This window comes from Sorangium sp. So ce1014 (assembly GCF_051521505.1).
In the GTDB taxonomy this organism is placed as follows: Bacteria; Myxococcota_A; Polyangia; order Polyangiales; family Polyangiaceae; genus Sorangium.
Window position 1 is genome coordinate 8,276,145 of the sequence record NZ_CP150356.1, and the last position, 14,852, is coordinate 8,290,996.

At 71.4% G+C, this 14,852-nt stretch carries 8 protein-coding genes; 2 read left to right on the plus strand and 6 right to left on the minus strand.

Annotated features, from left to right (window positions below; genetic code table 11):
- Positions 1 to 4: 4 nt before the first annotated feature.
- The 4 genes from WME75_RS31260 to WME75_RS31275 are packed head-to-tail and all read right to left on the minus strand — an operon-like array spanning position 5 to position 9,073.
- Positions 5 to 1,360: a tetratricopeptide repeat protein gene (locus WME75_RS31260; RefSeq protein WP_437478835.1), complete on the minus strand. Its 1,356-nt coding sequence runs from the start codon at positions 1,358 to 1,360 to the stop codon at positions 5 to 7.
- Positions 1,357 to 5,754, minus strand: coding sequence for a tetratricopeptide repeat protein (locus WME75_RS31265; protein ID WP_437478837.1), 4,398 nt, complete (start codon positions 5,752 to 5,754; stop codon positions 1,357 to 1,359). The genes WME75_RS31260 and WME75_RS31265 overlap by 4 nt, the downstream gene beginning before the upstream one ends.
- Complete coding sequence (locus tag WME75_RS31270) at positions 5,751 to 8,159, minus strand: tetratricopeptide repeat protein (protein WP_437478838.1); 2,409 nt, start codon at positions 8,157 to 8,159, stop codon at positions 5,751 to 5,753. Before WME75_RS31270 ends, WME75_RS31265 begins: the two co-directional genes overlap by 4 nt.
- Positions 8,160 to 8,185: 26 nt before the next feature.
- Positions 8,186 to 9,073 (minus strand): hypothetical protein, encoded by an 888-nt coding sequence (locus WME75_RS31275; protein WP_437478840.1) that lies wholly within the window; start codon positions 9,071 to 9,073, stop codon positions 8,186 to 8,188.
- Between the two features lie 493 nt (positions 9,074 to 9,566).
- Between WME75_RS31275 and WME75_RS31280 the strand changes: the two genes are divergently transcribed.
- On the plus strand, positions 9,567 to 10,187 hold the full coding sequence (locus tag WME75_RS31280) for an RNA polymerase sigma factor (protein WP_437478842.1): 621 nt from the start codon (positions 9,567 to 9,569) through the stop codon (positions 10,185 to 10,187).
- Between the two features lie 19 nt (positions 10,188 to 10,206).
- Positions 10,207 to 11,208, plus strand: coding sequence for a zf-HC2 domain-containing protein (locus WME75_RS31285; protein WP_437478843.1), 1,002 nt, complete (start codon positions 10,207 to 10,209; stop codon positions 11,206 to 11,208).
- Positions 11,209 to 11,233: 25 nt separating this feature from the next.
- On the opposite strand, the gene WME75_RS31290 is transcribed toward WME75_RS31285, so the two are convergent.
- Entirely contained in the window at positions 11,234 to 11,695 is a 462-nt protein-coding gene (locus tag WME75_RS31290) for a TIGR02266 family protein (protein ID WP_437478844.1), read from the minus strand.
- A 168-nt stretch (positions 11,696 to 11,863) separates the two neighbouring features.
- A complete protein-coding gene (locus WME75_RS31295; protein WP_437478846.1) occupies positions 11,864 to 14,578 on the minus strand; it encodes a glycosyltransferase family 39 protein in 2,715 nt (904 codons plus the stop codon).
- Between the last annotated feature and the right edge of the window lie 274 nt (positions 14,579 to 14,852).

Consider the following 14,852-nt stretch of genomic DNA (forward strand, 5'->3'; position numbering starts at 1 on the left):
TCCCTCACCTGTCGGTCGCGGCGTCGGCGACGCCTCCATCCGCCGCGGCGGCAGGAGGAGGAGCCGCGGGTTGCGCTGCGGCTGCAGCCGCGTTGAGCTCGCCCTCCTTGAGCTTGGCGCGGTTCAGGAGCTCCTCCGAGTCGTCACGCTGGCCCTTGTTGCGCAGCTCCTGGAACTTCGTCAGCGATTTTATCGCCTCCGCCACCTGCTGCTTGGGCGTCATGCCGGGGACGCTGGGGGCGAACAGGTAGAGCAGGCCGAGGTCGTAGTGGACCTGGGGCAGGTTCGGATTCCGGGCGAGCACCCAGTCGAACTCGCGCTTCGCGTCGCCGTAGCGCTCGAGCAGGCGGTAGGCGTCCCCGAGGTTGAGGTGCGCGGCCACGTGCTCGGCGTCGAAGCGGACGGCGCCCTCGAGGAGAGGCAGCGCCTCCTGGGCGTTGCCCGCCTCGAGCAGGTAGGTCGCGAGCTGCACCCGCGCCTCGACGAGATCGGGGCGGCGCGTCACCGCCTTGCGGAACTCCTCCAGCGCCGCGGCGCGCTGCCCCTGCTCCCGGAAGATCAGGCCGCGGAGCAGCAGCGCCTCCGCGTTGTCCTTGTCGCGCGGCGGGTTCTCGTTGACCGGCTCGAACCCGTCCAGGATCGCCTGGAGCGCGTACAGCGCGAGATCGAGGCGCCGGTTTCTGTAGTGATCGCGGGCGATGACGACCATCGCCGGCCGGTAGTCCGGGTTGATCTTCAGCGCCTCCTGCGCGATCCGCTGGGCCGAGCCGGTGTCCTTCTGGAGCGACTTGACCTCCGCGAGCGTCGCCGCGACGGCCGCCGACTTCGGCATCTGGCCGCGCTTCTCGTTGAGGAGCCGCTCGGCCTCGCCGAGCTGGTTCTTCCGGGCAAGGAGCATCGCGTACGCGATGATGGCGGGCTCGTAAGCCGGCACGAGCGTGAACGCCTGGCGGTAGCTCGCGCCGGCGCCCTCGTCGCGGAGCCGCTCCTGCACCACGCCGAGCGAGTAGAAGGCCTGGTGCGCGCGCGGATCGGCCTGCGTTGCCTGCGCGAACTGCGCCCTCGCGCTGGCGAGGTCGCCGATCGCGAACGACTGCAGGCCGCCCTGGTAGAACGCCGCCGCCCGGGCGTTCATGGCCGGATGCGTGGCCTGGGCAGGCTGGTCGTACGGCCGCGTCGAGCTCGGCGCGTCGTTCATGCCGTACGGCGCCTGGACGGGCGGAGCCGCGCCAGGACCCGTCATGGGGCGGGTGGGCACCTTGGGCGGCGGCGTCGCCTCATCGCCGCAGGACGCGAGGACGAACGGCGACACGACCGCGAGCAGGCTGACGAAGAGGGTGACAGAGAGGCGGCGCTTCATGGGACGACCGGCAGGGGCAGGGGGAGGCCGTCGGGCGCGAGCGGCGGAGTCATGCCGGGCCGCGTCCGGAGGAAAAGGCCATCCTTGTACTCGAACGGACGCTTCGTCTCGGGGTCGATGATCCCCTGGCTCCACTCGCGGAGCTTGGCGTCGCCGAGGATGTCCGTGAAGAACGCGAGCCGCTGGATCGCATAATCCACCGCCGGATTCCGGACCTTCCACGCCTTCGCCCAGATGACGGACTCGACGTAGAACTTGACCATCGCCTTGTCGGCGTCGGTGAGGAGCCGCTCGCGCGCCGCGCGCCACTGCTCGCGCCGGTTCTGGCGGAGCGCGTCGGCCGTCTCCTGGAGATCCTCGCGATCGCTCGTCTCGGCGAGCTTGAGCAGCTTCTCTTCCTTGTCCGTGTAGAGCCTCAGGCCCGGCGGGCGCGCGTTGTAGAGGCCCGTGCGGCAGGAGTCGTAGAGCGAGCCCTGCCGCGCGCGCGCGGCGACCGACCACTGCCGCGATTCATAGGCGGCGATGACCTCCTGGAGCTCCTTCCAGTACCGGTCGTTGGCCTTGGTGATGTCGGCCTCGAAGGCCCGCTTCACCTGATCGATGACCCCCTCGTAGCGGTGGTGCCCCGTGTCGTAGTCGAACTCGGCCTTGATGCGATCATCGATGGCCTTGTAGGCGCACTCCGCGGCCATGTCGGCCTGCACCGATCCCAGGGGCTTCACCTTGTCGCCGGTCGCCGAGCTCCGGAACGACGTGAACGCCGTCATGGTGTTCTTGCACCAGTCCCGCGCCTTCGGATCGGCGGCGGCGCTGCGCATCTTGGACGCGTGGTAGGCCGCCTGGACGACATACCCGCGCGCGGCCGGGTTGTTCTTGTTGGCCGCATAATAGGCCTCCATCGATTGCATGGCCTTGGTGCGCGCAGCGCGGTTCGGGCCCTCGTCGGACCCCTGCTCGTCCCAGGCCTTCAGGTCGGCCGACGCGACGAGGAAGTCGATGTCGGCCTTCTGCTCGGGGGGCGGGTTCAGGCTCATGAAGGTGGCGCGCGAGGCGGTCATCTTGTCGCGCTCCCCGATGTTCGCGTAGAGCAGCACCGAGTTCCGGGCTGCGTCCCGGCGCGCCGCCTGCTCGAACCGCGTGTTGCGCGCGATGGTGTCGTAGGTCTCGGCCGCGCTGCGGTAGTTGAAGAAGAGGACATACGCCGCGGAGAGCGCGTCGTAGGCCTGCTTCAGGTACGTCACCCGCTCGGCGTAGCGCTTCGGATCGGGGTTCTTCGGAGGGTTCGCGTCCGGATCGCCCTTCTCGAGCTTCGCCAGGTTCTCCTCGTTTCCGTACTCCTTGATGAACAGGGAGTACATCGCGATGGCCTGGTCGTAGTCGCCCACCTGCTTGTAGCAGTAGGCGCCGTTCATCGCGGCCTCAGGCGCCTCGTCGCGGGCCGGCGCCTTCTCGAGCGCGACCTTGTAGAGCGCCGCAGCCTCGCGCCAGGCGGCGACGCGCGCCGGGCCGTCCGGCATCTTCTCGGCCTTCTCGAAGGCCCGGGCAGCGTCGAGGTAGTAGCCGCGCGAGATCGTCGGCCGGGCGATGTCGCCCTCCTTCAGCTTCTGCTCCTCGCTGACAGCGCAGCTCCGCGTGAGCGCCGCCTCGGCCAGCTTGCGGCTCTGCTCGACGTTGTTCTCGAGGTTCGACATCGTCGTGAGCCGCTCCCACGCCTTGTAGCCGAACTCCGTCTTGCCGCACTGCGCGTTGTAGATGGGCTCGAGCCGCCTGCGCGCCTCGGCGAACTGGCCGTAAAGGAAGTAGTAGTCGGCCGCCTGGAACGCATAGAGATCGATGTTCTTCGGGGCGTCGAGCGCGGGCGGGACGCGCTGGATGTACTCGTCCCGGGCGGTGACGGACGCCTGGACCTGCGGGGGCAGCGGCTCGGCGATCACGCGCTGCTCGTCGCCCTCGCCGACGATCTTGACCTTCTCGCGCGGCTCGAGCCCCTCGGCGCCGTTCGTCCGCTGGAAGAGCTTGTGCCGATCCAGCAGCGCCTGGTGGGCGGTGTCGACGACCATGTACGCCGCGGGCTGCAGGTATTTGTCGTCCTCGTTGGAGTCCCGCACGCTGACCGCAGAGCTCCTCGCCAGCTCGACCTCCTGCGGGGTGGGCGAGCGATCCATGGCCACCGCGATCACGACGACCATGTGGTGCGCGTCGGCCAGCCAGTACCGGCTCTCGTACGCGTCCGGAGCGTTCTCGTCCTGGGCCAGGTAGCCGGCCCAGCCCTGCGCGGCGAGGCGATACTCGCCGAGCGCCCGCTCGAAGATCGGGTCGCGCGTCTCCTTCTCGCTGACGGTCAGCGCCTGCTGCACGAGGGCGCTGCCCGCGTTTGTGTGATCGGCGGCAGCCCGGCGGAGCCCGCCGCGCACGAGCCGCTCGGCGGTCTGGATCGCCTCAGGATCGTCCTTGTTGGCCTCGACCCACGGGGTCGTGCCGACGTACTGGGCGAGCTTCGTCCGCGCCTCGAGCGCCTTCGCCGAGTTCATCGCCCGCTCGGCCGTCCCCTCGCGCGACTGCGACGTGAGCGTGTCGTAGATGTCCGCGATCTGGTTCTGGATCACGGGCGCGTCGCGGTGCATCGGCCACTTCTGGAGGATGATCTCGCTCACCTCGACCGTGTTCCGGTACTGGTTGAGCTCCTTGAACTCCAGCGCGAGCGCCTTGTAGATCTCGACCGTCCACTTCTGATCCTGCGGGATCAGCTTGGGATCCTGGACGCGCTCGATGGCGATCCGCATCTTCTGCTCGGCCATGCGCGGGTCGGTCTCGACGTCGAGGACGTCGTTGCGCGGGATGTAGGGCTCCTCCGGCCCGGGGCCGACGAAGTCCAGGTACGTGAGCGAGCCGGCGATGTAGGTGTACGCCTCCGCCCGGAAATCCGCGCCTGGATCGCCCGTGAGCTTCTCCTGCTCGTCGGTGTAGCGGAGCAGCTCGATGAACTGGCGTACCGAGGTCTCGTAGCGCTGCTGCTTGAAGTACGTCCAGGCGAGCTTGTACATCGCGACGCCGTGGACAGGAGGCTTCTTGTACTTGATGGACTGCCGGTAGGACGACTCCGCCCTGTTGTAGTTGAACGGGCCGCCGGCGCGGTCGATCTCGTTGAAATGGTAGTCGCCGATCTGCCACCAGACCTCGGCGATGTAGCGGGGCTCGGCGCCGAGCGCCGTCTTCTGCGGGATCGGCTGGCAATCGTCAGGATACGGAGCGACGTAGGCCGTCTCGTCCTCGACGACGGGGGCCGTCCCCCTCCCGGCCCTGCGGGCGGGCTGGATCGCCCGGCCGCCCGGCGTGGAGCCGATGGGCGTCGGGTGGCGCGCCTCCCAGCCGGTCCAGTAATCGTCGTCGTGGTCCTGCGGGAGCTTGCCGACCGTGTCGCGCGCCGGATCCTTCGGGTCGGGCGCGACGGGATAGGGATACCTGTCGTGGCACACGAGCGAGCGCCACACCTGCTGCGCCTCGGGGAACCGGACCGAATCGTTCAGCGCATGGCCGAGGTAGTAATAGATCCCGGCGAGCTCGCGGTACTGAGGAAACTCGTTGATGACGCGCTTGTAGAGCGCGATGGCCGGGAGCAGCGCGAGGCTGAGATCCTCGCTCGCGTCGGTGTCGGTGCGAGCGCGCTCCTCGTAGAGCGCGGCCAGGCGGAACATCGCGTCGGGGGTGTTCTCGGGGTGAGCGTTCGGGCCGCTGTAGCGCTGGACGAACACCTCGAGCCGGCGGATCGCCTCTTCCCGGGCGTCGCGGAGGCCCTTCCGCTCCGTCTCGATCTCCCGGTCGAGCGACGAGAGGATGCGGCGGCGCCTGTCCTCGTAGTGGTGCTGCACGATGCGCGTGATGGCGCTCCGGTAGTCGCGGGCCGCGCTCTCGTAGGCGGACGCTTCCTTCTCGAGCGCGGCGAGCGCGGCGAGCTGCGCGGACGTCGGAGGTGGAGGCGGCGGCGCCTGCTTGCGCCCGACGGACATGGGCGGCGCGAAGGGTTGCGCCGGCGTCAGCGCCGCCGGCGCGGGGGCAGGGGCGGCTCCGGCCTGCGCAGCAGGCGCCCCGGCCCCAGGCGAGGCCGGCGCCGCGGCCCCCGGCGAGGCCGTGGTCGGCGCGGTCGCAGGAGCGGCGGAGGTCGCCGGCCCGGGCGACGGCTGGCCGCCTGGCTGCGAGCGCGCGAGGGGCGCGACCGCCAGCACCAGGGCAAGGCTGGCAACCCCGAGCGCGCCGCGCGGGCGACGGCGCCCCGTTCTCACGCCGTCGCCGAGCGGCACGCGCGCCCCCCCGGGCTCGAGGATCTGCGCCCCTGCCCCTGCGCGCGGCGCGTCAGCGTTCTGCGGCGCGCTCGCGCCGCCCTGCTCCTTGCTCACTTCTCGTCCTCCGGATCGCCGCTGTCGTCGAGGACCTCGTTGAGCTCCTCCTTGAGGAGCCGATCCTCACGGGCGCGCTCGACCTGCAGGCTGCGAACACGCGTCATCTGCTCCTCGCGGACCTCCCACGCCTCCTCGGTGATGCCGACGTCGGCGCGGAGGATGATGTTCTTCAGCCTGTCGCGGACGAGGCCGAAGTTTCGCATCGCGACCTCGCCGACGACGAGGCGCGCCTCCCGGTCGAGCGCGTCGAGCTGCACCGAGTAATGCACGACGCTCGCCGTCTCCCGGCTGACGATCTGCCGGAGGCCCGAGGACTTCTGGGCGACCTCTCCCTCGATCTCGCGGAGCGCCGCCTCGACCTTTGCGTCCGCCGCGTCGCCGGCGCGGAGCACCGGCGTGATCCGCTGCGCGTACGCCGCGAGATCCGGGCCGCCGGCGCCCGCCGCGGCCAGCGCGACCTCGCGCGTCAGAGCGTCGCGGTGCGCCTTGCGCGTCTGCGCGTCCTCGATGAAGCGCTGATCGCCGAAGCCGACCTGGACCCGGCCCGCGCTCACCTGCTTGCGGAGCACGTCCGCCTGCTGGCGGTAGAGCGCGAGGTCGCGCTCGTTCTGCGCGAGCTCGTGCTCGAACCGGGCGATGCTCGCGGGATCTCGGACGACCCCGGCGTGCGGCCCCTCGCGGAGCAGCCGCCTGAGCCCGTTGACCGTCGCCTGCAGCGTGTCCATCTGCAGCGTCAGCTGCTGGAGGCGCTGCGACTGGGTGTTCCACTGCTTGAGCGCCTGCGTCTCGCGATCCTGGAAGTCACCGTCGGTGACGGGCACCCGCGAGAGGCGCTTCTCCAGCGCGCGGCGCCGCGCGCGGACGCTGCCGATCTCGCCCGAGAGCGAGCCGTCCTCCACGTCGTCCATGCCCTGGCCGAGCGCGAGGCGCGCGAGCGCGACCCGGTTGAGCAGCGCGAGCGCCCTCTCCTCGCCGGCCTTGAGCTCCGGGAACGCGCGCACCCGGTTGGGCGAGCTGAGCACGGCGTTCAGCTTCTCGATGAGCTCGTTCGACTGCTTGATCAGCTCGCGGCAGTAGTGGATGTCGTCGATGACCGCGAACGCAGCCGGACCATCCTCGGCCTCGCGCGCCCACTGCACCGCGAGCGGCGGGAGCGCGGAGGTCGTGTCGAGCGCCTCGAGCTGCTCCTGGCTCAGCTTGTCGTAGTAGACTGCGGGATCGCTCGTCGAGCCGAGGAAGGCGTCCACGCGCGCGCGCATCGGGTCGTAGGTGGCGCGGACGCCCTCGTACACCTTCAGCGCCTTCTCGAAGCGGCCGGCGCGCAGCATCAGGTCGCCGCGGAGCAGCGAGCCGTCCGCGATGTTCTGGCTGTCCGGCTCGGCGATGGCGAGGATCTCGAGCGATCGCTGGGCGCGATCCACGTCGCCCAGGCGGACGTACACCCAGGCGAGCTCGTAGAGCATGGTCCCGAACTCGGGCGAGACGCGGTCGATGTGGCCGTACGCCTGCACGGCCTGCGCCCACTGGTCGGCCTCGTAGAAGAGCCGCCCGATCGCGAGCCACGCAAGGTCGATGACGCGCCGGTGCTCCGGGGTGTCGGCCGGCAGCTGCGTCACCTTCTGGAACAGGTCGATCGCGGCGACGTAGCGGGTCTTGGGCACCGCCGGGGGCACGTCGCCCTCCTTGAGCGGCTCCGGCGGGGGCGTCGCTTCCTTCACCGCGATGAGGCCGAGCAGGTATCTCGCCTGGTGGAAGTACTCGCTCCGCGGGTCGACCGCGCCGAGCGCAGCCTTCGCGCCGGCGAAGTCCTTCTTCACGTAGAGGCCCTTGCCGCGCGCGTACGAGAGGGCGCTCCCCGCCGCGGAGGACGGGATGTTGTTCATCGACGCGAAGATGGCGTCGAGGGCGTCGTAATCCTTGATCCGGAGGCAGATGTCCACGAGCCGTCCGAGCGCCTTCGCCTGGTAAGCGGCGAAGCGCGGCTCGGCGCTGCTCGCGACGATCCGCTGGAACGCGCGGCGGGCCGAGAGGTACTGCTTCGAGCGGAAGTACGTCTCGCCGAGCAGCGTGAGCGCGTCCGGGAAGGCCGACGGATGGTCAGGGTACTTCTCGACCACCTGGTTCAGCACGTTCGCCGCGCGCTCGTAGTCCCTGGAGCCCATCAGCAGGACGGCGTCCGCGATGCGCTGCGCCGGGGTGCGCTGCTCGCCGCGGGACTTCTGGATCGCCGCCTGGATGGCGCCCAGCCCGGAGGCGACGCCGCTGATCTGCTGAGACGCGCTCGTGTAGGCGCGCTCGGAGTCCAGGGCCCACGCGTCGGCAGGGGCCACGGTCGTGGCCGCGCCGAGCAGGAGCAGGCCAAGCAAGGCAGGGGTAACCCGCGATCCGGAGTCCCAGGTCATGGCGACTTGTCCTAACGAGCTCGAACCTACTTGCCACCCGCGGCGGCGGCCGGCTGCCCGGAAGCATCCGAGAGGCCGCTCACAATCTTCTCGACGAAGCGGACCGCCGGGCGCTCTTCGAGCGGGGTCGTGACCCCCCCCTTCTCGAACGCGACCGCCTGGAGGTTCATCGTTTTCCCCTCGACCGCCGTGAAGGAGTGGCTGGAGCGCACCTCGAAGCGGTAGCCGCGGAGGTAGGAGAACACCCCGTAGCCGTTGCCCTGCAGGTTCACGAGCACCTGGAGGGTGTGATCCCCCGGCGGAACCGAGCCGTTGAAGATCGGGATCTCGGTCTGCTCGGCGAGGGCGCCCGACTGATCGGTCTTGTTGTACTGGACGGCACCATCCAGGACGATCAGCACGCGGGTCACGCGGAACGCGCTCGACAGCTCGTTGTTGAACCGGATCGAGGCGCGCGAGCCGGCGCCGCCCCCGGAGAGGATCGTGTCGCTGAGGAGCGAGAGCCGCGTATGGCTGCGGCGGATCTGCTCCTTGAGCTCATCGATGCGCTGCTCCAGATCGCGTAGCCGCACCGCGTAGGTCGGGCCGTCCATCGCCGGGGCGGCGGTGGTGCCCGCAGCCGGCGCGGCCGTCGCGGCAGGCGATGCAGCCGCGGCGCCCGTCGTGGCAGGCGATGCAGCCGTGCCCGCAGCCGGGGCGCCCGTCGTGGCAGGCGATGCAGCTGCGGCGCCCGTCGTGGCGGCGGGCGCAGGGGCGGCCTGCGCTCCCGCCGCAGGCGCTGAGGCGGCCGGCGCCGCAGAGGCGGCAGGAGCAGCGGCCTTGCCCGACGCGCCGCCGGGGCTCTGCGCGAGGGCGGGCATGGCCATCAAGAACGAGGCCCCCACCCCCACAGCCAGCATCCTGATAAGTCGCATCGAAAGGTAACCTCGTGGTTTTACCCTCGTCAGCAGAGGGGGGCGACCTCACGCCCGGTGCCGGGGAGTCTAGTGGCGGCGGGCTTCCGAGCGCAACGACCTGGACAGCTTCCTCATCACCCCGCAGAGCGCGCCGCCGCTCGCGGCGCAACGGCGGCGCGAACCGTGCAGCGGAAATCGTGCTGGGGCCCTCACCCAGCGCACGCCCCCGGCGTCCTCAGCCGGTCGGCGATGCGCTGCCACGAGGACGTCACGCGACCGAAAGCGGGCTCCCCTCCGGACGCCCGCGAGCCTCCCCTCGCCGCGCGCGAAGGAGGCTCGCTCGCTCGGGGGCGGATCCGCTAAGGTGCGCTTGTGTCAGGGGAAGGAGAGCGCCTCAGATCTTCGAGCCGCGCTGCGCGTCCGATCCGACGCCGCGGTCGTCGCCACGAACACCCCGCCGATCGGGCCGCCGAAGGAGCGCCGCAGAGGCTCGGCCGCTCCGGGAGCTAGGATGGTCCCGATTTCTCGCGAGGAGGTCACCGACGAAGCCCTGATGATGCGTTTTCAGGGCGGCGACCGCGCCGCATTTGCCGGGCTCGTCCGGCGGCACAAGACGCCCATCTACAACTTCATCCTGCGGCAGGTCCGCGGGCCTGCGATCGCCGAGGATCTGGTGCAGGATGTGTTCGTGAAGATCGTGCAGAGCGCGTCCGATTTCAAGCATGAGGCGAGGTTCACCACCTGGGCCTACGCCATCGCGCGCAACGTCAGCATCGATCACCTGCGCAAGATGTCGCTCCGGCGCCACCCGTCGCTCGACCAGGGCTCCGGTGACGGCGGCGACGGGCCCACGCTCGGCGAGCGGACCGCGGACCCGGCGCCCCAGGCCGCGGTGGACCGGGTCGCGATCGGCGCCGAGATGGGGCAGCTCATCGTGCGCGCGGTGGAGGGCCTGCCGCACGAGCAGCGGGAGGTCTTCCTGCTCCGGGAGATCGGGCACGTGCCCTTCAAGGACATCGCCCAGATCGTGGGGGTGCCCGAGAACACGGTGAAGAGCCGGATGCGCTACGCCCTGGAGCGGCTGCAGGAGGCGCTCTCGGAGTACGAAGATTACGCGAGGGCGCTGCGCTAGCGCGCCGGAAGAGCTGTCTATGGACTGCGAGAAGTTCGACCAGCACGTGATGGACGCGCTCTACGACGAGCTCGACGAGCTGACGCATGCGGCCATGAAGCGGCACATGGACAGCTGCGGCCGGTGCGCCTCGGCGTTCGCCGGGCTGCGCGCGGCCCGCGACGCCGGCCCCTTGCCGCTCGAGGAGCCGAGCGAGGAGCTCGAGGCGCGGATCCTCGATGCGGTCGAGGTCGCGCAGAAGAAGACGCCGTTCCGGCGCAAGGCGCTCCGCGCGCTCGCCTGGGCCGGCAGCCATGCGATGCGGCCGCAGCTGGCGATGGCGGCGCTCTTCGTGCTCGTCATCGGCTCGAGCCTGCTGCTGCTGCGGCCGAAGACCGGCGTGGCTCCCGTGCGGGTCACCGAGTGGGGCCAGCCTGCGTCGGTTCACCAGGAGCCGCCCAGCGTCCCCGCGCCGGCCGCCCTGGCCACGCCGACGGAGGAGGGCGATGCCCGGCGCCTGGCCGAAGCGAAGGCGGGGGAGCCACCGAGGGCGATGGTGGAGGCGACGAAAGATACGGCGAAGGAGAAGAGCGCGCGCGCGGCCGCGGACCCCGAGGACAGCGCGAGCGCCGCGCTCCGGGAGGCGCAGGCGCTGCAACGGAAATCGGGCTGCGCGGCCGCCGTCGGCAAGCTCGACGAGGTCGGCGCGCGGTACCCGGGCACGCCGGCCGCGCACGCGGCGATGTGGGAGGCGGCCCGGTGCTACGAGGCTGCCGGGGAGACGGAGAAGGCGCGGGAGCTGCTGCTCGCGCTCCGCGCCGCGAAGGGGTATGGCGAGCGCGCCGAGCAGGTGCTCGCGGGCCTCGAGACGAACGTCGGGCGCTCGCAGGCCAAGAACGCGATCCCCATGGCCTCCCGCCCCGCCGCGGCAGCCCCACCTCGCCGCGCCGCGCCGAGCGCGAAGCCCGCGGCGCCGCCGCGCGCAGACGACGCGCAGGAGCCGGCGCAGGCGGCACCTGCCGACGACGTGATGGGACGCTGACGGGCCGCGGGCGCACGCGCCGGCGTCAGTTCGATCTCACCGGCGCCTCGCGGATGTAGGCGATCGTCCTGATCGTGTCGACGATGCGCTCGCGAGCGTCGGGCGTGAGATCGACGAAGCGGATGCCCATGCCCGGGTTCGGGTTGTCATGGAGAGGGCGCACCTCGTTGATCCACTGCACCGTCCCCTCGAGCACGTACGAGCCCTCGGCCCCCGGCGGCGAGAAGCGGAGCGTGAGCCGCGTGCCGATCGAGAGCGGCTGCGTCGTGCGGACGAAGATGCCCATCTCCGAGATGTTGGTGATGGATGCGTAGAGGAACGTCTCCTCCGTCTCGCAGTCCACGAGCCACGTGACGTCGAGGCGCTCGGACGAGCGTCGGTTGAGCGAGTCCGGGGCGGAGCCCTCGCGCTCGTCCTCCCCGCCGGCGTGGCGTTCATCCCCGTAGGCGCCGCTCTGCGCGGGGGATGCCGATGAACCGCCAGGCACGTCGGGCGGATGGTTTGAATCACCACGGCCCCCGGTCATGTTTCTGCGACTAGCCGCTTTCCGCACGCGCGTCGAGGGCGCTCGACGACGAGGACCGCGCGCGCGTCGCCCGGCGCCCAGGGGAACCCGCGCGCCGCGGCATGCGTCGGGAACCCCACAACGAGCGGCTCACCGCACGCGGATGACGCCGCCGCGGATGCGGTTCTCGTGCTCAGGCCCGCGCGTCACCTGAAAGCGCGCCTCGCCGGCATAAAGACCGAAGTAGAACGCGTAGTCGCCCGGGGTGAAGTTGGGCTCGAGCCGGAGCTCATGGTCGTCCACGATGACGTCGCCCGGTTGCCACAGGCTCAGCGGGTAGCGCCCCTCGAGCACGGGGTGGTCGCCGTTGTAACGGCGCTGGAACCCATCGATGTGGACGAACATCTTCCAGTTGCCGATGATCGACCGGTGGACCCGGAAGTAGGTCCGCAAGTGGTAGGTCTTCTGGGGGACCACGCTCGAGACCTTCTGGCCATCGTCGTCGGTCAGCTCCCAGCCGAGCACCTCCAGCTGATCCTCGAACATCACGTCGATCGGGTTCGCGGGCGCGACGGGTTCGTCGAGCACGACACGGCTGAGCCAGCTCTCGTTCGGTCGACCGCCGAGCTCGTTCGACGCGAGGAGGATCTGGCTCGATCGGCCGTCGAGCACGGGCAGGTTGCGCTTGTGGTGCTTGCGGAAGAGGCTGTTCAACCTGGGGAGCTCGTCGGATTTGACGACGAGCCAGCGGCGAGCCCCGGGAGCGGCGGATCCCTCCGCAGCGCTGTCCGCCGTGGCGGTGAGCCAGGCGAACGCCTGCGGGACGTCGTCGAACGACGCGATCTCACCGCCCTGGTAGTAGGCCGCCGCGCGGCTCCGGACGCCGAGCGTCGCGAGCGGCTCGCCGGGTCTGCGCAGCAACCCGTACGACTCGAAGACCGCCTTCGGGGAGAGCTGAGCCGCGAGCGCCGGGTAGTACCAGAAGCTCAGCGCGAAGCCGGCGAGGAGGCCGGCGAGCGGCGTGCCGAGGGCGCGGGGCATGGCGGCGCGCGCGACGACGAAGCGGAACGCGTCGCGCACCGCGATGAGCACCACGGGCCCCGCCGCGAGCAGCAAGGGCAGCGCCCACCACGCGTTCATCCCGTAGGCGGCGAGGTGGTTCGGCATCCGCGCCACGGTCCCCCATCCGATGCGCCTGCCGACGAAGAGCATCGCGCCGACGCCGACGAGCGCCGCCTCGAGGACGATCAGCAGGAAGAGCAGGTTGCCGCCCCAGATGCGGGCGAGCTCCCCGGCGCCGGCGTGGAGCTCGTCGGCGAGGCGCCGCGCCCACGCCTTGAAGGTGCGATCGAGCGCGCGGGGCTGCTCCTCGAACCAGGTGAGCGCGACGAGGCCCGCGAACGCGATCAGGACGAAGCGCATCGCGGAGGCCGCCTCTTCCTCGAAGCTCTTCGGGAAGACCGGCTTGTCGACGGAGAAGACGCTGAGGGCCCTGTCCGGCGAGAGGACGAGGTCGCGATAGAGGACGAACGCGAGCACGGAGCAGCCGACGGCGAGCGCTCGCGAGGAGGGAGCGCCGCGCTCGAGATCGCGGATGGCGAGCGCGGCGAGCGCGGCGAGGAGCGCGGGGCCGCTGAACGGGAGCGCCCCGGCGTGCGGCGCGAGCAGCGCGAAGGCGCCGTAGGCGAGCGCCGATGTGACGACGAGGGCGATCCGGACGCCTGCCTCGCGATCGAGGCGGGGCGCGACGGCCGCGGCCCCTGGCTCCACGGCAGGGGCGCGGAAGATCCGGCCGATGGCGAACGGCAGGAAGGCGCTCCACGGAAAGAGGGCGTGTCCGAGCTGGCGCAGCGTGAGGTCGAACGTGGACTCGACCGGCGGCTTCTTGAGGAGCGCGACGCCGAGGGCGCGGGGAAGCGGCGCGTCGGCGCTGGAGCTCGCGAGCACGAGGAGGCCCTTCGCTGCCGCGGCGACGCCGAGCAGGAGCGCAGCGCAGCCCACGAGGTCGCCGAGCGTGGGGCGCGGGCCCTCCGGCCCGGGCCAGGCGCCGGACGTCCGGAGCACGAGCCAGGTCAGGCCGGCGCCGAGCGCGGGGACGGCGACCCCGATCAGCAGGCCGCGGCTGAGGTATCCGGCGGCGAGGCCGAGGATCCCCACCGCGAGCCACGCGGCCGGCGCGAGCAGGGCGCCGCGTTGCGCTCGTCGCCCGCCCTCGAGCAGCGCGCCGGTCAGCCCGCAGAACGCCATCGTGAGCGCGGCCATGGTGACGATGTCGCCGAGCATGGTGCGGGCCTGCATCACGTAGAGCGGCATCGTCACGAGCACCGCGACGCCGTACAGGCCGGCCTTGCGGTCGACGAGGCGCGCGAGAAACTCGTAGAGCACGAGCGCGCCGGCCAGCCCCCACAGCGCGAGCGGGAGACGCCCGGCCCAGTCGTGCAGGCCGAACAGCCGGAAGCCGAGCGCCATCGAGGTGAACCCGAGCTCGCCCATCCCGAGGTCGGTCAGGGTCGGCAGCTGCCCGACAGACGCTGCGAGATCCACGCCGCGCGCGCCGAAGATGTGGAGGGCGATACGGCGGGCAAGGTCGGCGTTGTCGAGCTCGTAGGGGTCCCAGATCCCGCTCGTGCCGATAAGAGGCAGCAGCGCGAGGGCCGCGAGCGCGAGGGCCGCGAGCCGCGCAGGGCCGGCTCTCCAGCCGCCGTCCACCGCGCCGGCGCGGACCCTGGCCGGCGCGCTGTCGGTCGCGGCCGAGCGGTCCTCGCGGGGTGGCGCCTCGTCGTGGGACGGGGCTCCGGTCGCGTGCGGGTCGGGGGCGGCGGGCGGGGCTCCGCTTTGGGGGTCCCCTCGGTGGACGCTCGACATGCGAGGCATCCCCTTACCGCCTTCGCGCGCGCTTGACCACGGATCGTAGGGAAGCGTTTGTAGCCCCCCTGGGCGTCTGCTATCGCGCGCGGCGTGGTAAAAGGCCGTCCCCAGAGTGCGCCCAAGGGCGCGAAAGCGCGCCAGCAGGCGTCGAAGCCCTCCCCGGCTGCCGCCGGCCCCCGTCCAGCCAGGAACGGTGGCCGAGGCAGCCGCCGGGAAGCGCAATCCGGCGAGGAGCACCGGGCGGGCGAGGCGGCGACCCCGCCGGCGCGCC

What these genes read in the sequence shown, in the direction of transcription:
- WME75_RS31285 (WP_437478843.1), top strand. Translation starts at nt 10,207, where the DNA reads ATGGACTGCGAGAAGTTCGACCAGCACGTGATGGACGCGCTCTACGAC.
- WME75_RS31275 (WP_437478840.1), bottom strand. Translation starts at nt 9,073, where the DNA reads ATGCGACTTATCAGGATGCTGGCTGTGGGGGTGGGGGCCTCGTTCTTG.
- WME75_RS31270 (WP_437478838.1), bottom strand. Translation starts at nt 8,159, where the DNA reads ATGACCTGGGACTCCGGATCGCGGGTTACCCCTGCCTTGCTTGGCCTG.
- WME75_RS31295 (WP_437478846.1), bottom strand. Translation starts at nt 14,578, where the DNA reads ATGTCGAGCGTCCACCGAGGGGACCCCCAAAGCGGAGCCCCGCCCGCC.
- WME75_RS31280 (WP_437478842.1), top strand. Translation starts at nt 9,567, where the DNA reads ATGGTCCCGATTTCTCGCGAGGAGGTCACCGACGAAGCCCTGATGATG.
- WME75_RS31260 (WP_437478835.1), bottom strand. Translation starts at nt 1,360, where the DNA reads ATGAAGCGCCGCCTCTCTGTCACCCTCTTCGTCAGCCTGCTCGCGGTC.